Source organism: Nocardiopsis exhalans (assembly GCF_024134545.1).
Taxonomy (GTDB): Bacteria; Actinomycetota; Actinomycetes; order Streptosporangiales; family Streptosporangiaceae; genus Nocardiopsis; species Nocardiopsis exhalans.
Window position 1 is genome coordinate 6678917 of record NZ_CP099837.1, and the last position, 19647, is coordinate 6698563.

19 protein-coding genes are annotated in these 19647 nt (G+C 68.3%); 4 read left to right on the forward strand and 15 right to left on the reverse strand.

Annotated features, from left to right (window positions below; all coding sequences use genetic code 11):
* Positions 1-29: 29 nt before the first annotated feature.
* The 9 genes from NE857_RS29585 to NE857_RS29620 all read right to left on the reverse strand — a co-directional run bounded on the left by NE857_RS29585 (position 30) and on the right by NE857_RS29620 (position 9340).
* Positions 30-725, reverse strand: a complete 696-nt coding sequence (locus NE857_RS29585; RefSeq protein ID WP_184366300.1) for a TetR/AcrR family transcriptional regulator — start codon at positions 723-725, stop codon at positions 30-32.
* Between the two features lie 57 nt (positions 726-782).
* Entirely contained in the window at positions 783-2249 is a 1467-nt protein-coding gene (locus NE857_RS29590) for a sensor histidine kinase (protein ID WP_254418590.1), read from the reverse strand.
* 73 nt (positions 2250-2322) lie between these two features.
* Positions 2323-3015 carry a response regulator transcription factor gene (locus NE857_RS29595; RefSeq protein ID WP_254418591.1) on the reverse strand — a complete coding sequence of 231 codons (693 nt, stop codon included), beginning with the start codon at positions 3013-3015 and terminating at the stop codon, positions 2323-2325.
* 155 nt (positions 3016-3170) lie between these two features.
* A complete protein-coding gene (glpD, locus tag NE857_RS29600; RefSeq protein WP_254418592.1) occupies positions 3171-4904 on the reverse strand; it encodes a glycerol-3-phosphate dehydrogenase in 1734 nt (577 codons plus the stop codon).
* A gap of 190 nt (positions 4905-5094) precedes the next feature.
* A complete protein-coding gene (locus NE857_RS34400; protein WP_301184274.1) occupies positions 5095-5229 on the reverse strand; it encodes a hypothetical protein in 135 nt (44 codons plus the stop codon).
* Positions 5230-5370: 141 nt separating this feature from the next.
* Positions 5371-5925: a hypothetical protein gene (locus tag NE857_RS29605; RefSeq protein WP_254418593.1), complete on the reverse strand. Its 555-nt coding sequence runs from the start codon at positions 5923-5925 to the stop codon at positions 5371-5373.
* A 541-nt stretch (positions 5926-6466) separates the two neighbouring features.
* Positions 6467-7000, reverse strand: coding sequence for a hypothetical protein (locus tag NE857_RS29610; protein ID WP_254418594.1), 534 nt, complete (start codon positions 6998-7000; stop codon positions 6467-6469).
* Positions 7001-7010: 10 nt separating this feature from the next.
* The gene (locus NE857_RS29615; protein ID WP_254418595.1) at positions 7011-8516 is read right to left on the reverse strand and encodes an RHS repeat-associated core domain-containing protein; all 1506 of its coding nucleotides are present in this window, start codon (positions 8514-8516) and stop codon (positions 7011-7013) included.
* Between the two features lie 11 nt (positions 8517-8527).
* Positions 8528-9340 carry an MFS transporter gene (locus NE857_RS29620; RefSeq protein ID WP_254418596.1) on the reverse strand — a complete coding sequence of 271 codons (813 nt, stop codon included), beginning with the start codon at positions 9338-9340 and terminating at the stop codon, positions 8528-8530.
* A 178-nt stretch (positions 9341-9518) separates the two neighbouring features.
* Here NE857_RS29620 and NE857_RS29625 point away from each other — a divergent pair, with 178 nt between their 5' ends.
* The 3 genes from NE857_RS29625 to NE857_RS29635 all read left to right on the forward strand — a co-directional run bounded on the left by NE857_RS29625 (position 9519) and on the right by NE857_RS29635 (position 10728).
* A complete protein-coding gene (locus NE857_RS29625) occupies positions 9519-9842 on the forward strand; it encodes a SpoIIAA family protein (RefSeq protein ID WP_221318882.1) in 324 nt (107 codons plus the stop codon).
* Positions 9843-9895: 53 nt separating this feature from the next.
* On the forward strand, positions 9896-10279 hold the full coding sequence (locus NE857_RS29630; protein ID WP_254418597.1) for a SpoIIAA family protein: 384 nt from the start codon (positions 9896-9898) through the stop codon (positions 10277-10279).
* 89 nt (positions 10280-10368) lie between these two features.
* The gene (locus NE857_RS29635) at positions 10369-10728 is read left to right on the forward strand and encodes a SpoIIAA family protein (protein ID WP_254418598.1); all 360 of its coding nucleotides are present in this window, start codon (positions 10369-10371) and stop codon (positions 10726-10728) included.
* Between the two features lie 10 nt (positions 10729-10738).
* Here the strand turns inward: NE857_RS29635 and NE857_RS29640 are convergent, their stop codons facing one another.
* From NE857_RS29640 to groES, 6 genes are all read right to left on the reverse strand, one after another.
* On the reverse strand, positions 10739-11623 hold the full coding sequence (locus NE857_RS29640) for a lytic transglycosylase domain-containing protein (protein WP_254418599.1): 885 nt from the start codon (positions 11621-11623) through the stop codon (positions 10739-10741).
* A 173-nt stretch (positions 11624-11796) separates the two neighbouring features.
* Positions 11797-12903, reverse strand: coding sequence for a GuaB3 family IMP dehydrogenase-related protein (locus tag NE857_RS29645; RefSeq protein ID WP_017582511.1), 1107 nt, complete (start codon positions 12901-12903; stop codon positions 11797-11799).
* Positions 12904-13138: 235 nt separating this feature from the next.
* A complete protein-coding gene (gene guaB / locus NE857_RS29650) occupies positions 13139-14629 on the reverse strand; it encodes an IMP dehydrogenase (RefSeq protein WP_254418600.1) in 1491 nt (496 codons plus the stop codon).
* Between the two features lie 296 nt (positions 14630-14925).
* Positions 14926-15585 (reverse strand): RNA polymerase sigma factor ShbA, encoded by a 660-nt coding sequence (gene shbA, locus NE857_RS29655; RefSeq protein WP_083926815.1) that lies wholly within the window; start codon positions 15583-15585, stop codon positions 14926-14928.
* Positions 15586-15803: 218 nt separating this feature from the next.
* Complete coding sequence (groL, locus tag NE857_RS29660) at positions 15804-17408, reverse strand: chaperonin GroEL (RefSeq protein ID WP_254418601.1); 1605 nt, start codon at positions 17406-17408, stop codon at positions 15804-15806.
* 118 nt (positions 17409-17526) lie between these two features.
* Positions 17527-17835: a co-chaperone GroES gene (gene groES, locus NE857_RS29665; RefSeq protein ID WP_017582507.1), complete on the reverse strand. Its 309-nt coding sequence runs from the start codon at positions 17833-17835 to the stop codon at positions 17527-17529.
* A gap of 227 nt (positions 17836-18062) precedes the next feature.
* Here groES and NE857_RS29670 point away from each other — a divergent pair, with 227 nt between their 5' ends.
* Positions 18063-19394 carry a class I SAM-dependent methyltransferase gene (locus NE857_RS29670; protein ID WP_254418602.1) on the forward strand — a complete coding sequence of 444 codons (1332 nt, stop codon included), beginning with the start codon at positions 18063-18065 and terminating at the stop codon, positions 19392-19394.
* Positions 19395-19647: the final 253 nt, after the last annotated feature.

Here is a 19647-nt window from a genome sequence, read left to right on the forward strand (position 1 = left end):
TCGGGGGCGCGCGCCCGGGAGGTGTTAGCTCAGGAGGTGCCGGTGTCGGAGCCGAGGGCGCCGAAGCCGGTGCGGTAGGTGCCGATCATGCGGTCGAGCAGCTCGGCCCAGACCCGGCGCGACTCGGCGGTGTCGGTCCCACCGGTGGCCAGGGCCCAGCGGCGGACCACGGCCAGTGACCCGCCCACGAGCGCACCGCACATCAGGTCGACCTCGAAGGGGTCGGCCGAGGGGTGGTGGTGCAGGGTGGTGGCGGCGATCCGGCCGCCCAGGTCGGAGATGGCCCGCTCGAAGAGCACGGCCTGACGCGGGTTCGGCCGGTGATCGCCGAGGTCGAAGATCTGGGCGGGGCCGCAGCCCTCGCTCTCGAAGATCCGGGTGAACTCGGCGATCGGGGTGACCAGGTCGGTGGCGCGCAGGGCGGCGGCGAGCCGGTCGAACATCAGGGCCCCCTCGCCCGCCGAGGCGAGGTTGGCGTCGACGTTGTCGAGGACGGCCCCGAGCATCTCCCGGAACACCTCGAGGGTGATGTCGTCCAGCGTCTTGAAGTGGTTGAAGACGGTGCGCCGGGAGACGTCTGCCCGGGCGGCGAGCTGGTCGACGGTGAAGTCGGTGCCGCCGATCTCGGTCATGAGTTCCGCCGCGGCGTCGACGATGGCACGCCGGTGCCGGGCCTTGAGCGCTTCGCGCCGGTCGGTCGCGGGCGTGCGCCGCTGTTCTGCCATGGATTCAGCCTAGGCAAGTGCGTGCACTTAGTGCAACGACGCACTGAGTGCACCTAGTCACACCGGTTCGTCCCGAAGGTCCGCCCGCTGTTGGTCCGGCTGGTCCCGTTGGAGCCGCAGCCGCAGTCGCGCGTCGATCCCGGTCGGTTCCCTGGGGCTCAGGGACAGCTTCGCACCCTGGAGCTCGAGCAGGGTGACCACGATGGACAGGCCGAGCCCGGTACCGCCCGACCCCCCGCCGTCGCGCCAGAAGGGCCGGGTGGCCTGAGCCAGCTGCTCCTCGGGCAGCCCGGGCCCGTCGTCCACCACGTGCACGTCCAGGTGCCCGCCGTCCTCCCCCTCCCTGACCGGTTCCCCCACGTGCACCGTGATGCGCACGCCCTCCCCGCCGAACTTCAGGGCGTTGTCGATGAGCGCGTCCAGGGCCTGGTCCAGGGTGCCCTCCACGCAGCGCACCGGCGCGGTCCGGGCACCCGAGCACTCCAGGGCGGCGCGGGCGCGTTCGGCGATCGGCCGCCAGGCGTCCACCCGCTGCTCGGCCACCTCCCGGGCGTCCTCCCACACGGTGGAGTGCTCGGCGTCCTCTGCCTGGGCCAGGGTGAGCAGGCTGTCGCAGATCCGGGAGAGCCGGTCCACCTCGTCCAGGGCCAGCCGGTGCTCCTGTGCGCCCTCGGACCCCAGGTACCGGGACAGGCTGCCCACCCGCAGGCGCAGCGCGGCCAGCGGGTTGCGCACCTGGTGCCCGGCGTAGGCCACGAAGGTGCGCTGGCTCTCCAGCATGGAGGTGATGGTGTCGGCCATCTGGTTGAAGGACTCGCCGAGCCTGCGCAGTTCCGCGGGCCCGGCCGCGGTGCGCACCCGGGCGTCCAGGCTGCCGCCGCTCACCGCCCGGGTGGCTTCGTCGAGATCGTGGACGGGGCGCAGGATCCAGCGGGTGAGCGGCCCGGCCACCGCGATGCCCGCCACCATCAGGGCGGCCACCACCAGCAGGGCCACGGACCACTGCACGAGGGTGGCGCGGCGCAGGGCGTCGGTGGGCGAGGCGGTGACGGCGGCCCCGACCACCTCGCCGGAGCTGCCGATGGGCTCGGCGACGATCAGCGGCCCCTCCTGCCAGGGCCAGACCACGCTGTCCGCGCCCATCCGGTTCCCGGCCAGCGCGGTGCGGACCGGACCGGGGACCTCCTCGGCGCTGCCCGGCCAGCCGGAGGGGTCCAGGTCGGCGAGGGTGAGCTCGGGCCGGGAGGAGGCCACCACCTCGCCGTCGCGGTCCACCACCACGGCGGTGATCCCGTACACCTGCTCGTAGACGGTGAGCTCACCGGTCAGCCCGGACAGGGTGTCCTCGGTCCCGGTCAGCACCCCGGGTTCGGCCAGCCCGGCGAAGCGGGCGGTGTCGTTGATCCGGTCCAAGAGCATGTCGGAGGTGCCCCGGGCGGCGATGCTCTGGCACAGGGGGAGGGCGAGCGCCAGGCAGGCGGCGACCAGCAGGGTGACGTACACGGTCACCACGCGCCGGTGCATCACCGGCCCCCTTCCGCCGCCGCGGTGACCGCCCCCGGGCCCACCGCGGAGCCTTCCGGGCGGCCGAACGCTCTCATGCCCGCGACACCGGTACGCCGGCGTTCTCGGTGGCCACCAGCCGGTAGCCGACCCCGCGCACGGTCTGGATCAGCCGGGGCAGGCCCAGTTTGGAACGCAGGGTTCCGATGTGCACCTCGAGGGTGCGCAGGGTGCCCGGCCAGGTGGTCTGCCAGACCTTGAGCAGCAGGTCCTCCCGGGAGACCACCGCGCCCGCCTCCCTGAGCAGGACCACGAGCAGGTCGAACTCCTTTCGGGTGAGTTCGACCGGTCGGCCCTCGCAGAGCACGGAGCGGGTGGCCAGGTCCGCCTCGATCGGCCCGGTCCGCAGGACGGTGTCGACCCGCCTGGTGGTGCGGCGCAGGACCGCCTCCATCCGGGCGCACAGCTCCTCGATGACCAGTGGTTTGACCACGTAGTCGTCGGCGCCGGAGCGCAGCCCGAGGATGCGCTCGCGCTGCTGCCGCCGGGCGGTGACCATGATGATCGCGGTGTCACCGAAGTCCTGGCGCTCCCGGATCCGCTGGCACAGTTCGATGCCGTCCATGTCGGGCAGCCCGAGGTCGAGCAGGACGATGTCCGCGGAGGGTGCGGCCAGGGCACCCCCCGCGGTCCTGGCCTGGTCGACCTCGTAGCCGTGCGCCTCCAGCGCACCGGCGAGGGCGTCCGCGAGGCGGACATCGTCCTCGACGAGCAGCACCTTGATCATGACCGGTGTCCTTTGAAGGGTGTACGTAAAAGGGGGTTAACACGCACCCTAACCGGACAATGTGCCCCAGGCCACACCGAAGTCGTCAGTGCTCAGCGGCCCTGCCCGCGGCCGCCGAGCGACCCCGTCAGGTGGTCATGCTCACGGGACCCCCTTCAGGGGTGGTCTCCCGGCCGCCCCACGCGCAGGTCCGGAACGATCTCCGGGGCACCGTGCTGGACGGCGTCGGCCTCCTGGTCGGTGTCCTGCTCCTGGGCGGCGCGTTCGGCCTCGATGCCCTTGCGGTAGTACTCCACCTCGCGCTTGACCTGCTCCTCGTTCCAGCCCAGGGGCTCCGCCATGAGCTCGGCCGCCGCCTCGGCCGCGGCGATCCCCCGGTCCCAGGTCTCGAAGGAGATGCGGGTCCGCCGGGACAGGACGTCCTCCAGGTGGCGGGCGCCCTCCGCCGCCACCGCGTAGACGACCTCCGCCCGCAGGTAGTCCTCGCCGCCGGCCAGCGGCTGCCCCAGGTCGGGCCGCTCCCTGATCAGGTCCAGGACGTCGTGCACGGACGAGCCGAACCGGCGCAGCAGGTGCGTGACACGGGAGACGTGCAGCCCCGAGTCGCGGGCCAGCCGGTGCCGCTGGTTGTACAGCGCCGCGTACCCGTCCGCGCCCACCAGCGGCAGCTTGTCGGTGACCGAGTCCGGGACCGCCCCGCCCAGCCCGTGCGCCACCGCGTCCACCGCGTCCTTGGCCATGACCCGGTAGGTGGTGTACTTGCCGCCCGCGATGAGCACCAGCCCGGGCACCGGGTGGGCGACGGTGTGCTCGCGGGACAGCTTGGAGGTCTCCTCCGACTCCCCCGACAGCAGCGGCCGCAGCCCGGCGTAGACGCCCTCCACGTCGTCGCGGCCCAGGGGCGTGCGCAGCACCTGGTTGACGTGGTCCAGGACGTAGTCGATGTCGGCCCGGGAGGCCGCCGGGTTCTCCTTGTCCAGGTCCCAGGGGGTGTCGGTGGTGCCGATGATCCAGTGGCGGCCCCACGGGATCACGAACAGCACGCTCTTCTCGGTCTGCAGGATCATCCCGGAGGAGGCCTGGATGCGGTCCCGGGGCACCACCAGGTGCACGCCCTTGGAGGCGCTCACGTGGATCTGCCCGCGCCCGCCCACCATCTCCTGGATGTCGTCGGTCCACACCCCGGCGGCGTTGACCACCTGGCGGGCGCGGATCTGCTTCCTGTCCCCGGTCTCCAGGTCGGCCGCGGTCGCGCCGACCACGTGCTCGCCCTCGCGCAGGAACTCCACGGCCTGCACCCGGGAGGCGATGTTGGCGCCCAATCCGGCGGCGGTGCGCAGCACGGTGGTGACCAGGCGGGCGTCGTCGACCTGGCAGTCCCAGTACTGGACCGCCCCGGCCAGCGCGCTGCGCTTGAGCGCCGGGAACACCTTGAGCGCCCCGGACCTGGACAGGTGCCGGTGCGAGGGCAGTCCGCGGTTGTTGCGCGAGGTGAGCGCCAGGGTGTCGTAGAGGGTGACGCCCGCGCCGATGTAGAAGCGTTCCCAGTGGTGCTCGAACGGGAAGAGGAACGGCACCGGGCGGACCAGGTGCGGGGCGATGGTGGTGAGCAGCAGCCCGCGCTCGTGCAGAGCCTCGCGAACCAGCTCGAAGTCGAACTGCTCCAGGTAGCGGAGCCCGCCGTGGATGAGTTTGCTGGATCTGCTGGAGGTCCCCGAGGCGAAGTCGCGCGCCTCGATCAGCCCCGTGGAGAGCCCGCGCGAGACCGCGTCGAGCGCGATCCCCGCACCCACGATCCCGCCGCCCACCACGAGGACGTCCAGCTCCTCGTCGGCCATCGACGCGAGCGCCTCGGCGCGGCCCTGCGGCCCCAACCAGGTGGTTGCCATCGGTGGTCCTCCCTCTCGATAAGTGTCCCACCAAGGCGCATACCCGGTCCGGTGGGGCCTCAGGCTAACCGGAACCCGAAGGGGCTGTGCGTTGCCACACGCGATACCGCCGATTTACCTCCATACCCTTCCTCACCCCTTCCGGCGCGCGGCCAGGGCCACGAAGGCAGCGGCGATCGCGGCCGCGGCCCTACTCCCACAGCAGGTAGGGACGGATGAGAGCACCCGCCATCACATCCGCGACGTCACCTTCGCCGTGGACGCCTGCACCGTCCACACCGGCTAGCGCGCCCCAAGCGCTGGCGACCTTGAGGAACCTGGCCAACGGTGTGCTCCACACCCTGCGGGCGGACAACATCGCCAAGACCAACCGCGCGATCCGGGACCTACCCGAACGAGCACTGCCATTCTTCGGGATCAGTGACGAACCCGACCCTTCAGGAACTTGAAAGAACCCTGCTTACAATTACCTCCGCACCAAAAGCTCGACTGAAATATTCAACACAAAAGAGAAGACGATAAACACCAGAAGGAACGAAAGATTCAAGTAACTTCGGCGCAACAAGAAAAGAGGGCCCCCGCTCTCGCTTCGATCGCATTCCGCCAGGACATGGGTTTTTATTTTACGAACACGATCGAGGTTTGCTGATTTCGCGAAAATTTCCGCAAGCAACGATCCGCCAAACCCAAAAGAATATACTCGTTTTCCCTCTTTGAGATACAGAGCCAGCCCATCGTCCCAACGAACAGCGCGAACCGAAGCAACAGGGATCTCGTAGGCCGCGAGAACGTTCTTTACAACCACCTTCCCAGGAGCCAGTTCAACCTTGGGAAAGTAGGTTAATTTAAGTACAATCCAGACGCTGAATGGGAAGAAAAATGATATGAAATAAATTTCCCATATCCCTGAATTCGCTGGATCCATGGATCTTTCCAGACTCCAAACCAGCCAAAGAATCACAAAAGGGGCAGACCCCGCCAATCCAAAGGTCGCCGTCCACCAGTTCTTCATTCCCCCCATGCCTCTATCCCATATCCCATCATCATTTTGACCATTCGCCTTTGACAGTGAGGCTAGTTCCCTGAGCAGCCATCCACTGCCCCGCATTAATTCCGTAGACCATGATTGAACCCTTGAGATCCACACTACCCAAAACTTGCCCCGAGGCACGTTTCTGGTACAGACTAACCCTAGAAATTCCGATATCCCTCCGTCATGGACGCGAGATGATGACACAGCAGGTGCGGAGCCTTGCGGATAGTGGTGTCGAGACAACTCCATGATCCTTCAGTCCCGCGCCCGTTTTTGCATGGCAGAACCCGGTTATGTCTTCTCAGGCGGTTCAGATCCGGCGTTCGTTACTTCCCCGACAAACCACGAGAACTCCGGGGCCCTGGGCGGTCCAGTTCAACGTGTTTCTCTTCTGACAAGGGGAGCACTATGACGGAAGGACCAGGAGACGAAACACCAACAGGAAAGCACCTATCCTGAGGGATTTCAGGCACAGCACACTAGACTTTCATGGCTTGAACATGCCCCCCCAACACAACCCCTGAAAAATTTATGAATAAACATCACGCCAAACCATGCCAGAATAAATAGCCCAAACCCCGACCCCAAAACTCATGAAAGCAAAAACCAATCTCCCCCTTCCATATGTGTTTGGAAAATTAAGTATATTCCTGTCTGAAAATTTCCCACCCATCCAACAAAGCGCCATATCGAAAAGTGAGGCCATAAACAAAAACACCCTGAGCGGCCCATAGAAGTAGACAACAGAGAAAAGGAAAATAGATACATTGGGAAAATTTTGCTTGACAACTCCCGCCAGAATAAGCGGGACATTGACAAAGGCAAAAAGAATGAAGAACGAAACTGAAATTCTCCCCGCAAGGAGACGAAGATGGACCCGGTCATCGTCTGGATTTCGAGTGAATTCCTTTTCCGACTTGACTCTGTCTACAATAGTTCCCCTAATCGACTTGAAGCCCAAAGCGAGGAGAAAATCAGGAGTTCGGAAGGCTCCGAAATCGGAAAACTTGACAGTGCGGACCATGCGCCCCTCAACAAAATAGGGGTGGCCCTGATTAGCCACCCCTGGGAATCTAATATCTATGCCACGTTCCATTGGACCCGGTCGGATCTGCTACAGCAACGCCAGCAGAGTTCGCAGAAAGAACCATACCGGTCGCTCTTTCCAGTTGCCCTCCAATTGCATCAGCTCGCCGGAAATCTGAATGCCTTTCAGAAGCGCTCCCCTGCCTGGCCCTCTTTTTCTGTCTAGCCGTCTTAGTCACGTCGTCAGAAATTTCGCTAACCCTACCCCTATGGTTTTCGAAAGCGCTAATCTTCGCCCCCTGAGCCAAAAGCCTTCCGGTACCTCCAGGCACAAGAGCTCCAGCAAGGTCCCGCGCCCCACTCACCGGGCCCCCTGTACCGAAACTTCCATAGCCCTTAGTAACACTCAGCACCACGGCAGCCACAGCACACGCCGGACAGGCAAAAATTCCAATCACAACGAGGACCATAGCGGCATCGTCAACTAGGTTTCCACCCTGAAATTGCCCATCATATCTCGAATACCTTTTCTCGAACCAGTTCGCTTCTTCAAGCCATTTTTCCTCTCTGGTCTTTACCGGTGGCGGGACATACGAGGCCGGCAGGGTGTATGGGATGAACGTCGTCGGGGTCGTGGTCGCGGACCACGCAGGTGATGAGCTCGACCAACGGAAAGTCTGGTTCGTTGATCCGTCGATGTACGTATGACTCGTGGAGATCGGCCGACTGAAATAAGCGAAATTATACGTTCTCTTCGTGAGATTGCTACCTCCGCCATAGGTAGACTCACGCGAATATACCGTGGTGTTTCCCCCGACCTCCATACAGGCACCCTCAGCAGGGATACAAGCCGACAAGCCAGACCCGTCCCAGTAAGTGGCAGGACTGTTGTTCGCGTAGGCATACCCGTTCATGGACTGGGCATCAACCAGATCCATCAGCGGATCGACCGAAATGAACCGGCCCAGATCCGCCTCGTAGGCGCGGGCTCCCAGCTGGGTCAGCCCGGTGGACGCATCGATCATCCCGTCCACGAACCCGCGCTCGCCTGGCCAGGTGCCGGTGGTTCCGCGGTCCTGGCCGAAGACCGTCATTCGGCGTTGGACCACCTCGTCACCGATAGCAGCGATGGTCATCTCGCCGGTGCCGTGGTGGTCGGAGGTGATCCAGTGCAGGCGGCCGTCGTTCTCACGCACCGCCACGGTCTCACCGGCGTGGGTGAAGTAGCGGGTGGCTTCCTCGGTACCCTCGGCCGGGTCCCAGGTCACCTCCATCCCCGGCAGGTACAGGGTAGTGGCCCCGTTCGTGCGGCGCAGCAGGCGTTCGCCGTCGGCGTCGTAGACGTACTCGGTCGTAGACAGACCACCTGTGACCTTGGTCAGCTCGCCTTCAGGACCCCACTCCAGGCTCTGGTCATGCTCACCGCTGTTCCGCGAGACCATGTTCCCGGCCTGGTCGTAGTCGTAGGAGTGGACACTGTTGCCCGTGCTCCCGGTTTCGTTGGGAGTGTAAAGGTAGGGATGAACTGCATCTGACCGATTCCCCGGTCGCACCGGGTGTCGCCTTACCTCCGCCGCGCGGCCAGTGCGACGAAGGCCGCGGCGACCACGACCGCCCCGCCCGCCCAGGAAGCGGTCACCAGCGCCCCGCTCCCGGCCTGGTCAACGGCCCCGGCACCAACCCCGCTGACCGCCAGCAGCGCGACCAGACCGACCGCGGCGCCCACCTGCTGAGAGGTGGACACCACCGCAGAACCCACACCGTGTTCCGCCTCGTCGACGTCGGCCCCGGCCGCCGCGAAGAGCGTCGGGTAGAGCGTGCCCGCGCTGACCCCGAGCAGCACCACGGCGGGCAGTACCGCCCAATAGGTGCCCGCGGCCACGGCGAGGGCGAAGACCAGCGAGGTCGCTCCCACCGCGAGCGTCCCGGCGAACAGCGTGCGCCGTGCGCCCCAGCGGTTCAGCAGCGGGGGCAGCAGCAGGGCCGAACCGAGCACGGCCGCCAGGCCCTGCGGCAGGAACTCCAGCCCGGCCGCCATCGGGCTGAGCCCGAGCCCGTCCTGGACGTGGGTGGTGTAGACGAAGTGCAGCGTGTTCACCACCCCCATGACCACGAAGACCAGCACCGCGCTGACCACCAGGGAACGCGTGGTGAGCAGCCGGAGCGGGAGCAGGGGGTCGGCGCTGCGGCGCTCCGCCAGGAGCAGCAGGCCCAGGACCGCGAGGCCGAGCACGACCGCGCCCCCGCTCCCCCAGGCCAGCGCGCCCAACTCCTGGAAACGTGAGATGCCGAGGACCACCAGCAGCGAACCCCCGGTGACCCGGCTCGCGCCGGGCAACGCCCTGGACCGCCAGGACGTGCGCTCCCCGTAGGGCACCCAGCCTCAGCAGGAGGCCCAGCTGCGGGAAGGGGCCGGGGCCTCAGGGCCGACCAGAGGAATCAGGCCGCCGCGCCGGGGGCTTGGGGCGTTCGCGAACGGGTAGCCAACCAGGAGTTCCGTTTTCGGCGTTGCGGGAGCGACCATGTACCGGCGGTTGGAGAGAAGCCGCGGACCAGTGCTGGGTTACGAGATCGAGGGCGCCCTCGACGGCGGCGAATACGCGGAGCTCTCCCACGAGGTGAGCGCCGCCGTCTCCGCGCACGGAAGCGTACGGCTGCTGCTCCGGATGCCGGGGCTGCCGGGCACCGAGATCTCCGCGAACGACGACCGGTTCCGCTTCGTCAGGGATCATCTGGGCGGTATCGAACGCCTGGCGGTGGTCGGCGAGCACCGAGGACTGGAGTGGCTGGTCAGGGCGGCGGACAAGCTGACCGGCACCGACATCAAACACTTTCCGCCCGACGGCGAGGACGTCGCCTGGGTGTGGGTGGAGGCTTGAGGCACCCGGCAGTGCACCGTCGGGGAGGCCGGAACACAGAGTGGGGAGCGCCCATGTACAAGCGGTTGGAACCCAGACACGAGAACGTACTCGGATTCGAGGTCGAGGGCACGATCTCCGAGGACTCCTTCCGGGAGCTCCTCGAAGAGGTGCGTTCCGCCATCGACCGATACAGCGCGGTACGCCTCCTGATCCGGATCCGAGACTGGCCCACCACCGAGAACCCGACGGTGGGCGAACGCCTGCGGCTCGCCCGCGAACAGCTTCCCGGCATCGAACGCTACGCGTTGGTGGCAGACGAGCACGCGCTCGCTTCCCTCACCTCGGTGGCGGACGCGTTCGTCGACATGGACCTGCGCTTCTTCGATCTCGACCAGGAGGACTCCGCCTGGGCCTGGGCGGGTGCCTCCGGCCTCCTCGACGAGGACCCCGGGTAGCGGGCCGCCGGAGGGTTCACCAGCCGCGTGAAGGCGCCCCTCCTCGGGTAGGGCACCGGGAAAGCCGAAGCGACCTTTCGGGAGGAGACATGTACCGGCGCCTGGAACGCGGCCAGGGAAACGTCCTCGCCTACGAGATCGGAGCATCCGTCACCGAGGAGGAGGCGCGGGAGATACTCGGCCAGCTGCGCGAGGCGATCGGCGAGCACGGCCGGATCCGCCTCCTGGTCCGGATGGAGGGGTGGCCCGAGAACGCTACCGCCGCCTTCACCGAACGCCTCAGGTTCGCCAAGGACCACTTGGGGGACATCGACCGCTACGCCGTCGTCGGTGACCACCAGCTCCTCGAGTCCCTCACCGAGGCCGCGGACAAGGTCGTCGGCATGGAGCTGCGGCACTTCGACCCCGCCGAGGAGGAGGCCGCATGGGCCTGGGTCGGAGAGAGCTGAGCCCTTCCGGTCAGGCGGACGCGTCAGCGTAGGCGTGGGCGTAGGCCAGGACGTCGGCGACGTAGGCACCTGAGCGGTTGTACGACAGGATCGCCGACTCCCAGTCCTGCGCCGTGGTCAGGTCGCGACTGCTGGCGCACAGGTAGCGGGCGGCCGAGAGCGCCGCGTCGTCGATGTTGTGCGGGTCCGGGCGGCCGCCCTCCAGGGACTCGCCCCACAGCTCCCAGGTACTGGGGATGAACTGCATCGGACCGATCGCCCGGTCCCACTCGGTGTCGCCGTCCAGCTCGCCGCCGTCGGTGTCCGGGATGGCCTGGGTGTTGTTGGTGCCGTCCAGCGGGATCCCGATGATGTCCACGGTCGTGTTGCCGTCCGGGCCGATTTCGCCGCCCGCGTAGGTGCCGTGGCGGGACTCCACGTAGCCGATGCCCGCCAGCGTGGGCCAAGACAGCTGGCATCCGGGCTGGTCCGCGTCGACCATCAGCTGGGCGCTGGCGTAGCCCTCCAGAGCCCGGCGCGGCACGCCGCTGCTCTCGGAGACCTCGTCGAGCCACTCGTCACTGGGCCGCAGCGCCCCGGCGGGCTGGGAGCGCTCGTCCGCTCCCGCGGCGGCCTCGGCCGGTTCGCTGTCGCCCTCCTGGGCCTGGACCCCGCTCTGCGCGGGCGGGCCGGTGAGCTCGTCGTGCGGCGGGGTGGCGATACTCCCGTCCCCGGGGTCCACGACGGCGGCGCTCGGCGGCTCCCAGCTGTTGAGCGCGCTGGACACCCGCCCGACCAGGACCACGACCCCCGCTGTCACCAGGAGACATACGACCAGGGTCAGGCTGACCGCCATCGCCGGTCCGCGTCGGCGACGCCGACGGTGCCCGGGGGCACCGGACTCGCTGTCACCCATGCAGTCCTCCAAGAGAAAGTCACCGTCGGATCACGGGACAACAAAACACGCCCCATAGTCGCACACCGTCGCCACTCGATCGCACCCCCCTGGGGCAACGAAATCCGGTCCCCGGCAAGGGAAAGGGCGCCCCGGCCGACCGGGACGCCCTCAACTCCGTGCGGTATCCGCTGCTAGCGGTGCGGGTTCACCACGACCTCGACGCGCTGGAACTCCTTCAGGTCGGTGTAACCCGAGGTCGCCATGGTCCGGCGCAGGGCGCCCATGAGGTTCATGGAACCGTCGCTGGTGGAGGCCGGGCCGTGCAGGATCGACTTCAGGTCGCCGATCGTGCCCACCTCGACCCGCTCGCCGCGCGGCAGCTCGTTGTGGTGGGCCTCGCTGCCCCAGTGGTAGCCGCCCCCGGGCGCCTCGGCGGCGCGGGCCAGCGGCGATCCGACCATGACGGCGTCGGCACCGCAGGCCAGGGCCTTGGCGATGTCACCGCTGCCGGTCATGCCGCCGTCGGCGATGACGTGCACGTAGCGGCCGCCGGACTCGTCGAGGTAGTCGCGGCGGGCCGCGGCGACGTCGCCGATGGCGCTGGCCATCGGGACCGCCACACCCAGCACGGAGCGGGTGGTGTGGCCGGAGCCGCCGCCGAAGCCGACCAGCACACCGGCGGCACCGGTGCGCATCAGGTGCAGGGCCGCGGTGTAGGTGGCGCAGCCGCCGACCACGACGGGGACGTCGAGGTCGTAGATGAACTGCTTGAGGTTGAGCGGCTCGGCCCGCCCGGAGACGTGCTCGGCCGAGACCGTGGTGCCGCGGATGACGAAGATGTCCACCCCGGCGTCCACGACCGCCTTGTGGTACTGGGCGGTGCGCTGCGGCGACAGCCGCGCGGCCGTGACCAGGCCGGCGTCGCGGATCTCCTCGATCCGGCGGCCGATCAGCTCCTCCTGGATCGGCGCCGCGTAGATCTCCTGCAGACGCTTGGTCGCGGCGACCTTGTCGAGTTCGCGAATCTCCTGGAGCAGCGGCTCCGGGTCCTCGTAGCGGGTCCACAGACCCTCGAGGTCCAGGACGCCGAGGCCGCCCTGCTCACCGACCGCGACGACGGTCTTGGGCGAGGCGACACTGTCCATGGGGCTGACGACCAGGGGCGTCTCGAACCGGTAGGCATCGATCTGCCAGGCGATCGACACCTCCTCCGGGTCGCGAGTCCGTCGCGCGGGCACGATCCCGATCTCGTCGAGTTCGTAGGCACGACGCCCGTTCTTGCCCAGCCCGATCTCCACCTGAGCCAACTCTTCGCTTCCCCTCTGACGTGCGGCGCCGGTCGGTCGACCGGCGCATGACCGCGGACGCGAGTCTATCGGTCCGCGGCCCGGCCGTCGGCGGCGGCGTTGGGCCCCTGCCCCACAGCCCCGGAAGGATTTCACTCCCCTCCCCGGAGATGATCTTGCTACCAGAAGCGATTTGGGCGCCGAACTCGCCCCTGGTAGCAAGATCACGCGGGGTGGGGCGGTGCGGTCAGCGCGCGTTGTAGTTCGGCGCTTCCACCGTCATCTTGATGTCGTGCGGGTGGCTCTCGCGCAGACCGGCGCTGGTGATGCGCATCAGCTGGCCGCGTTCGCGCAGCTCCGGCACGGTGCGGCTGCCCGCGTACCACATGGACTGGTGCAGGCCGCCGACCAGCTGGTGGGACACGGCGGAGAGCGGGCCGCGGAACGGCACCTGGCCCTCGATGCCCTCGGGGACCAGCTTGTCCTCGGAGGCGACGTCGGCCTGGGCGTAGCGGTCCTTGGAGAAGGAGCGGCCGCGCATCGCGCCCAGCGAACCCATGCCGCGGTAGGCCTTGAACTGCTTGCCGTTGATGAAGATGAGCTCGCCCGGGCTCTCCTCGACACCGGCGAGGAGGCTGCCGAGCATCACGGTGCTGGCACCGGCCACGATGGCCTTGGCGATCTCACCGGAGTACTGGAGGCCGCCGTCGGCGATCAGCGGGACGTCCGCGGGACCGCAGGCCTTGCCCGCCTCGAGGATGGCGGTGAGCTGTGGGGCGCCCACACCGGCGACGACGCGGGTGGTGCAGATGGAGCCCGGGCCCACGCCGACCTTGACGGCGTCGGCACCGGCGTCGATGAGCAGCTGGGCCCCGGCACGGGTGGCGACGTTGCCCGCGACGATGTCCGCGCGGGAGTTGGCCTTGAGCTTGGCGACCATGTCGGCGAGGCCGGAGGAGTGGCCGTGCGCGGTGTCGACGACGATGAAGTCCACCCCGGCGTCGATGAGCTGCTTGGCGCGCTCCTCGGCCTCGGTGCCCACGCCGACCGCGCCGCCGACCACGAGACGGCCGTCGGCGTCCTTGGTGGCGTCGGGGAACTGCTCGCTCTTGATGAAGTCCTTGACGGTGATCAGCCCGCGCAGGCGGTTCTGGCCGTCGACCAGGGGCAGCTTCTCGACCTTGTGGCTGCGCAGCAGCTCGAAGGCCTGCTCGCGGCTGACGCCGACGGGGGCGGTGACCAGGTTCTCGGTGGTCATGACGTCGCGGACCAGCCGGGAGCGGTCGTTTTCGAACCGCATGTCGCGGTTGGTGACGATGCCGACCAGGGAGCCCTGGGTGTCGGTGACCGGGACACCGGAGATGCGGTAGTGGGCGCACAGGCGCTCCACCTCGGCGAGGTCGTCCTCGGGCTTACAGGTGACCGGGTCGGTGACCATTCCGGCCTCGGAGCGCTTCACGAGGTCGATCTGGGCCGCCTGGTCCTCGGCGGAGAGGTTGCGGTGCAGCACGCCGGCGCCGCCCTGGCGGGCCATCGCCACGGCCATGCGGGCCTCGGTGACGGTGTCCATCGCGGCGGAGAGCAGCGGGATGCTGAGGCTGATGTTGCGCGAGAGCTTGGTGGTGGTGTCCACCTCGCCCGGCTGCAGGTCCGAGTAGGCCGGTACCAGCAGGACGTCGTCGTAGGTCAGCCCCGGCGGGAGCAGTTTGTCCCCGTAGTCGCTGTAGTCCTGGCTCATGACACAACCTCCGCTGTTCCCGGCAACACCTGCGCGGTTCGCCCCCGCGTGTCGTCTCATCCTAGGTTGTCGGCGGCGGGCAGCCCGATGGAATGAGATGTTCGCCCCGTCACCTCGGTCACGAAGCGATCAAGGGGTGACCGGTGGACCCTCCGGAGCACACGAACGGGACCGCTCCCACAGGCGTGGGCGCGGTCCGGATCAACCGGAGGGGTCAGCCGGGGTAGCGGCAGTATCCCCGGCGGCGGGGTCGTGCCGGGCACGAGCGGCGCCCCGGGCGGGGGCCGCGGCCGTGCTTATGGGAGGACGCGGTTCGCCAGGGCCACCTTCCGAAGCCGAGCAATAGCTCGGTGCTGGGCAACCCGTACCGCACCTGCCGACATACCAAGGAGATGTCCCGTCTCGTCTGCTGTAAGTCCTGTGATCACCCGCATGACCAGCAGCCTGCGCTGCTGTTCGGGTAGTTCGTCGAGGAGTTCTCTGGCCCGTTGCGCCTCGATCACGCGCACCGCGGACTCCTCGGGGCCCGGGCCGTCGTCCGGAGGTTCGGGCACGGTGTCGGTGGGGACCGTCTCCACCCGGCCGGCCACGCGCAGGGTGTCCGCGACCTTGTGCGCGGCGATGCCGAACACGAAGGAGGCGAAGGGTCTGCCCCGGTCCTGGTAGCGGGGGATCGCCGTGAGCAGGGCGATGCACACTTCCTGCGCCACGTCGTCCGAGTAGTGCGCCAGCCCGGAGACCCGGGCCAGGCGGGTACGGCAGTAGCGCACCACCATGGGTCTGACCTCGCGCAACAGCGAGTCCATGGCCCCGTCGTCGCCCTGGACGGCGAGAGACCCCAGATGGTTCAACCCCGTGTCTCGCGTAGCGGGGTCCGCCTCTTCGCGCCCTCCGGGCGCACCTGGCGTACCTGTCCGCTGCGCGGTAACGCCCCCCCGGGCGCCTGCATCCGTCACGTTACGAATAATGCCCGTTGTCGGGGACCCAACCACTCCAATCAGCAACTACGGAATGGTCACATTTTGGGAAAATAGCCCGAAACCGGTACGTAGGTGCGGGTGCGAAACGGCTCTCTCGTGGTAGTGAGCGGGGGCGGAGCGCTCAGGCGCCCCGCCCCCGAACCAAGCACTACCGGACCGGAAAACCGGCCGGGCGGCGGTACGAACCGACGTCGCTAGTGCGCGTGGCCGTGACCGTCGTCCTCGGTCTCCTCGGGCTTGTCCGCGACCAGCACCTCGGTGGTCAGCAGCATGCCCGCGATGGAGGCGGCGTTCTGAACGGCCGAGCGGGAGACCTTGACCGGGTCGATGATGCCCTCGGCGGTCAGGTCACCGTAGGCGCCGGTGGCGGCGTTGAAGCCGTGACCGACCTCCATCTCGGAGACGCGGTGCGTGACCACGTAGCCCTCGGCGCCCGCGTTCTCCGCGATCCACCGGGCCGGCTCGACCAGCGCGCGGCGCACGATGGAGACACCGGTGGCCTCGTCGCCGGTCATGCCGAGGTCGTCCAGGGCGGTCGAAGCGTGCACCAGGGAGGCGCCGCCGCCGGCGACGATGCCCTCCTCGATGGCCGCGCGGGTCGCCGAGATGGCGTCTTCCAGGCGGTGCTTCTTCTCCTTGAGCTCGACCTCGGTGGCCGCGCCCACGCTCAGCACCGAGACGCCGCCCGCGAGCTTGGCCAGGCGCTCCTGGAGCTTCTCGCGGTCCCAGTCGGAGTCGCTCGCCTCGATCTCCTTGCGGATCTGGCGGACGCGGTCCTCGACCTCGGACTGCTCTCCGCCGCCGTCGACGACGGTGGTGGTGTCCTTGGTGATGGTGATGCGGCGGGCGCTGCCCAGCGCGGACAGGTCCGCGTTCTCCAGGGTCAGGCCGACCTCCTCGGAGATGACCTGGCCACCGGTCAGCACGGCGATGTCCTGGAGCATGGCCTTGCGGCGCTCGCCGAAGCCGGGCGCCTTGACCGCGGCGACGTTGAGGGTGCCACGCATCTTGTTCAGCACCAGCGCGCCCAGGGCGTCGCCCTCGACGTCCTCGGCGATGATCAGCAGCGGCTTCTTGTTCTGCACGATCTGCTCGAGCAGCGGCAGCAGCTCGTTCAGGTTGCCGATCTTGCCCTGGCTGATCAGGATCTGGGCGTCCTCGAGGACGGCCTCCTGACGGTCCCCGTCGGTGACGAAGTAGGGCGAGATGTAGCCCTTGTCGAACTGCAGGCCCTCGGTGAAGTCGAGGTCCAGACCGAAGGTCGGGGACTCCTCCACCGTGATGACGCCGTCCTTGCCGACCTTGTCGAAGGCCTCGGCGATCAGGTCGCCGATCTGGGCGTCCTGGGCGGAGTTGGTCGCCACGTAGGCGATGTCCTCGCGCTCCTTGACCGGCACGGCGCGGCTGAGCAGGATCTCGGAGACCTTGGCGGCCGCGGCGTCGATGCCCCGCTTGAGGGACATCGGGGACGCGCCGGCGGCGACGCTGCGGATGCCCTCGCGGACCAGCGCCTGGGCCAGCACGGTGGCGGTGGTGGTGCCGTCACCCGCGGCGTCGTTGGTCTTGGTGGCGACCTCCTTGACCAGCTGCGCGCCCAGGTTCTCGTAGGGCTCGTCCAGCTCGATCTCACGGGCGACGGTCACGCCGTCGTTCGTGATGGTGGGGGCGCCGAACTTCTTGTCGATGACGACATTGCGGCCGCGCGGGCCCAACGTCACCTTCACGGCGTCGGCGAGGCGGTTGACGCCCCGCTCGAGGGAACGGCGGGCGTCGTCCTCGAACTCAAGGATCTTCGGCATGTGTGAGTGCTTCCTCTAACGGCTCGGGTCAAAAACGAGCATCCCGCCCCGCCCGGCTTCGAGGGCCGACCGGTGCGGGATGCTGATGGCTTTTCGCCTGAAGGCTCTTGGCCGCGAACTACTTCTCGACGACCGCGAGGAGGTCGCGGGCGGAGAGCACCAGGTACTCCTGGCCGTCGTACTTGACCTCGGTGCCGCCGTACTTGCTGTACAGGACAACGTCACCGACGTTGACGTCGAGGGCAACGCGCTTGCCGTTGTCGTCGAGGCGACCGGGACCCACGGCCAGGATCTCGCCCTCCTGGGGCTTCTCCTTGGCGGTGTCCGGGATGACCAGACCGGAGGCAGTGGTCTGCTCAGCCTCCAGGGTCTTGACCACGACGCGGTCCTCGAGCGGCTTCAGCACGGTCTTGGTGGCGGTCGACACTGTGTGACCTCCCCCTTCAAAGTCTCGGTGTTACTGACGCCAGCCCGTGCGAAGGCACGGACAGGCTGCGTAAAAGGGGCGACCGCGGCGGCCTGTCGTCGCGGGTGCCAGACCGGCCTCGTCGCGTTTAGCACTCTACCCCCGAGAGTGCCAGAATGGAAATGTGGTGAGGCTCCCGGCCACGGGGGCGGGCCCACCACCCCGTCGTGCCCACAGCTGGAGGATCCATGCGCGTGCCCGCCTTCTCGGCGCTGCTCACCGACGCGGGGCGGGAGGTCCTCGCGGAGGTGGACCCCGTGGCGGCGGCCAAGGACCCCCTGGCCGCCGCCTCCCAGCTGCGCGAGAACCCGAAGGTGGCCGCGCTCGGCCCCGACCTTCCGGTGTCCGAGCTGGTCAACGCGGTGATGACCCAGGTAAGCCTGCGCGAGCGGGGGCGGGCCAAATTCGGGGAGAACGCCGAGCGAATGTTCTTCACCCCGAACGGCCTGGAGCAGTCCACCCGGCGGACCGTGGCCGAGTACCGCGCGGAGCGGACCGCCCGGCACCTGCCCGACTCTGTCGCCGTGAGCGGCGGTGGCGGCGTGCGTGCGGGAGATCTGTGCTGCGGGATCGGCGCGGACCTGCTGGCACTGGCCGGGCGCGGCGTTTCGGTGGAGGGCGTGGACGCCGACCCGCTGACCGTGGCGGTGGCCCGCGCCAACATCGAGGCACTGGGAATGTCCGGGCACGCGCGGGTCCGCGAGGGCGACGTGAACGAGGTCGCGGCGGGCGACTACCCGCTGCTGTTCTGCGATCCGGCCCGGCGCGGCGGCCGGGGCCGGGTGTTCGACCCGGCCGCCTACTCGCCGCCGTGGGACGTGGCGACCCGGCTGGCGGAGCGGGCCGAGGCGGCCTGCCTGAAGGCGGCCCCGGGCATCCCGCACGAGGTCCTGTCCCCCGCCGCCTCCGCCGAGTGGATCTCGGTGGACGGCGAACTGAAGGAGACCGCGCTGTGGTTCGGCACCCTGGGATTCGGGGCCGAGGGGCCCGGCGGAGAAGGGTCCGGGACGGCGGGGGGCGCGGTGGCGAGGCGGCGCGCGACGGTGCTGCACGAGCGCACGGGCCTGCTGGCGAGCGAGGGTTCGGTGGCGCATCTGGACGAGGTGCCGGACCTGGGCCCCGCGCCGGTCGCCGCCGCCCGGCGCTACCTGTACGACCCAGACCCGGCCGTGGTCCGCTCCCACCTGGTGGCGGAGGCGGCGGCCCGGGTGGACGGCGCCCTGCTGGACGAGCGCATCGCCTACTTCACCTCGGACCGGGCCGAGCGCTCACCACTGTGGCGGGTGCTGGAGGTCCTGGAGTTCGCACCGTTCTCCCTGAAGCGGCTGCGTGCGGCCGTGCGCGCACACAAGGCGGGAACGGTAACGATCAAGAAACGCGGTTCGGCGGTGGACACCGAGAAACTCCGCCGGGACCTGCGGGCTTCCGGGCCGGAATCAGTGACCGTCGTCCTCACCCGGATCGGCGAAAAGCCCTTCTCCCTGCTCTGCCGTGAGGTCGAGGCGCCCCGGACGGCCTGAGCGCGCCCGCGGGGCGCAGACCGTATCGTTACCTCCCACGCCCATAACTTTCAAGGAGCCCTAGGGTCACGCCGGGTGATGTCGTTAAACTGGCGCCGCTGAATTCTTTCCCTTCTCATGGGCACCCCCGGAAGGCCGTGCTTGTTTGATCCGCCCCTGCGGTTCGTCCAGGCTCCGGCCCACACCCCCTGTGTATACACACAGTCACACTTCAATCACAGTGGGACACAACTGGCGCGGGACCCCGCCCGCC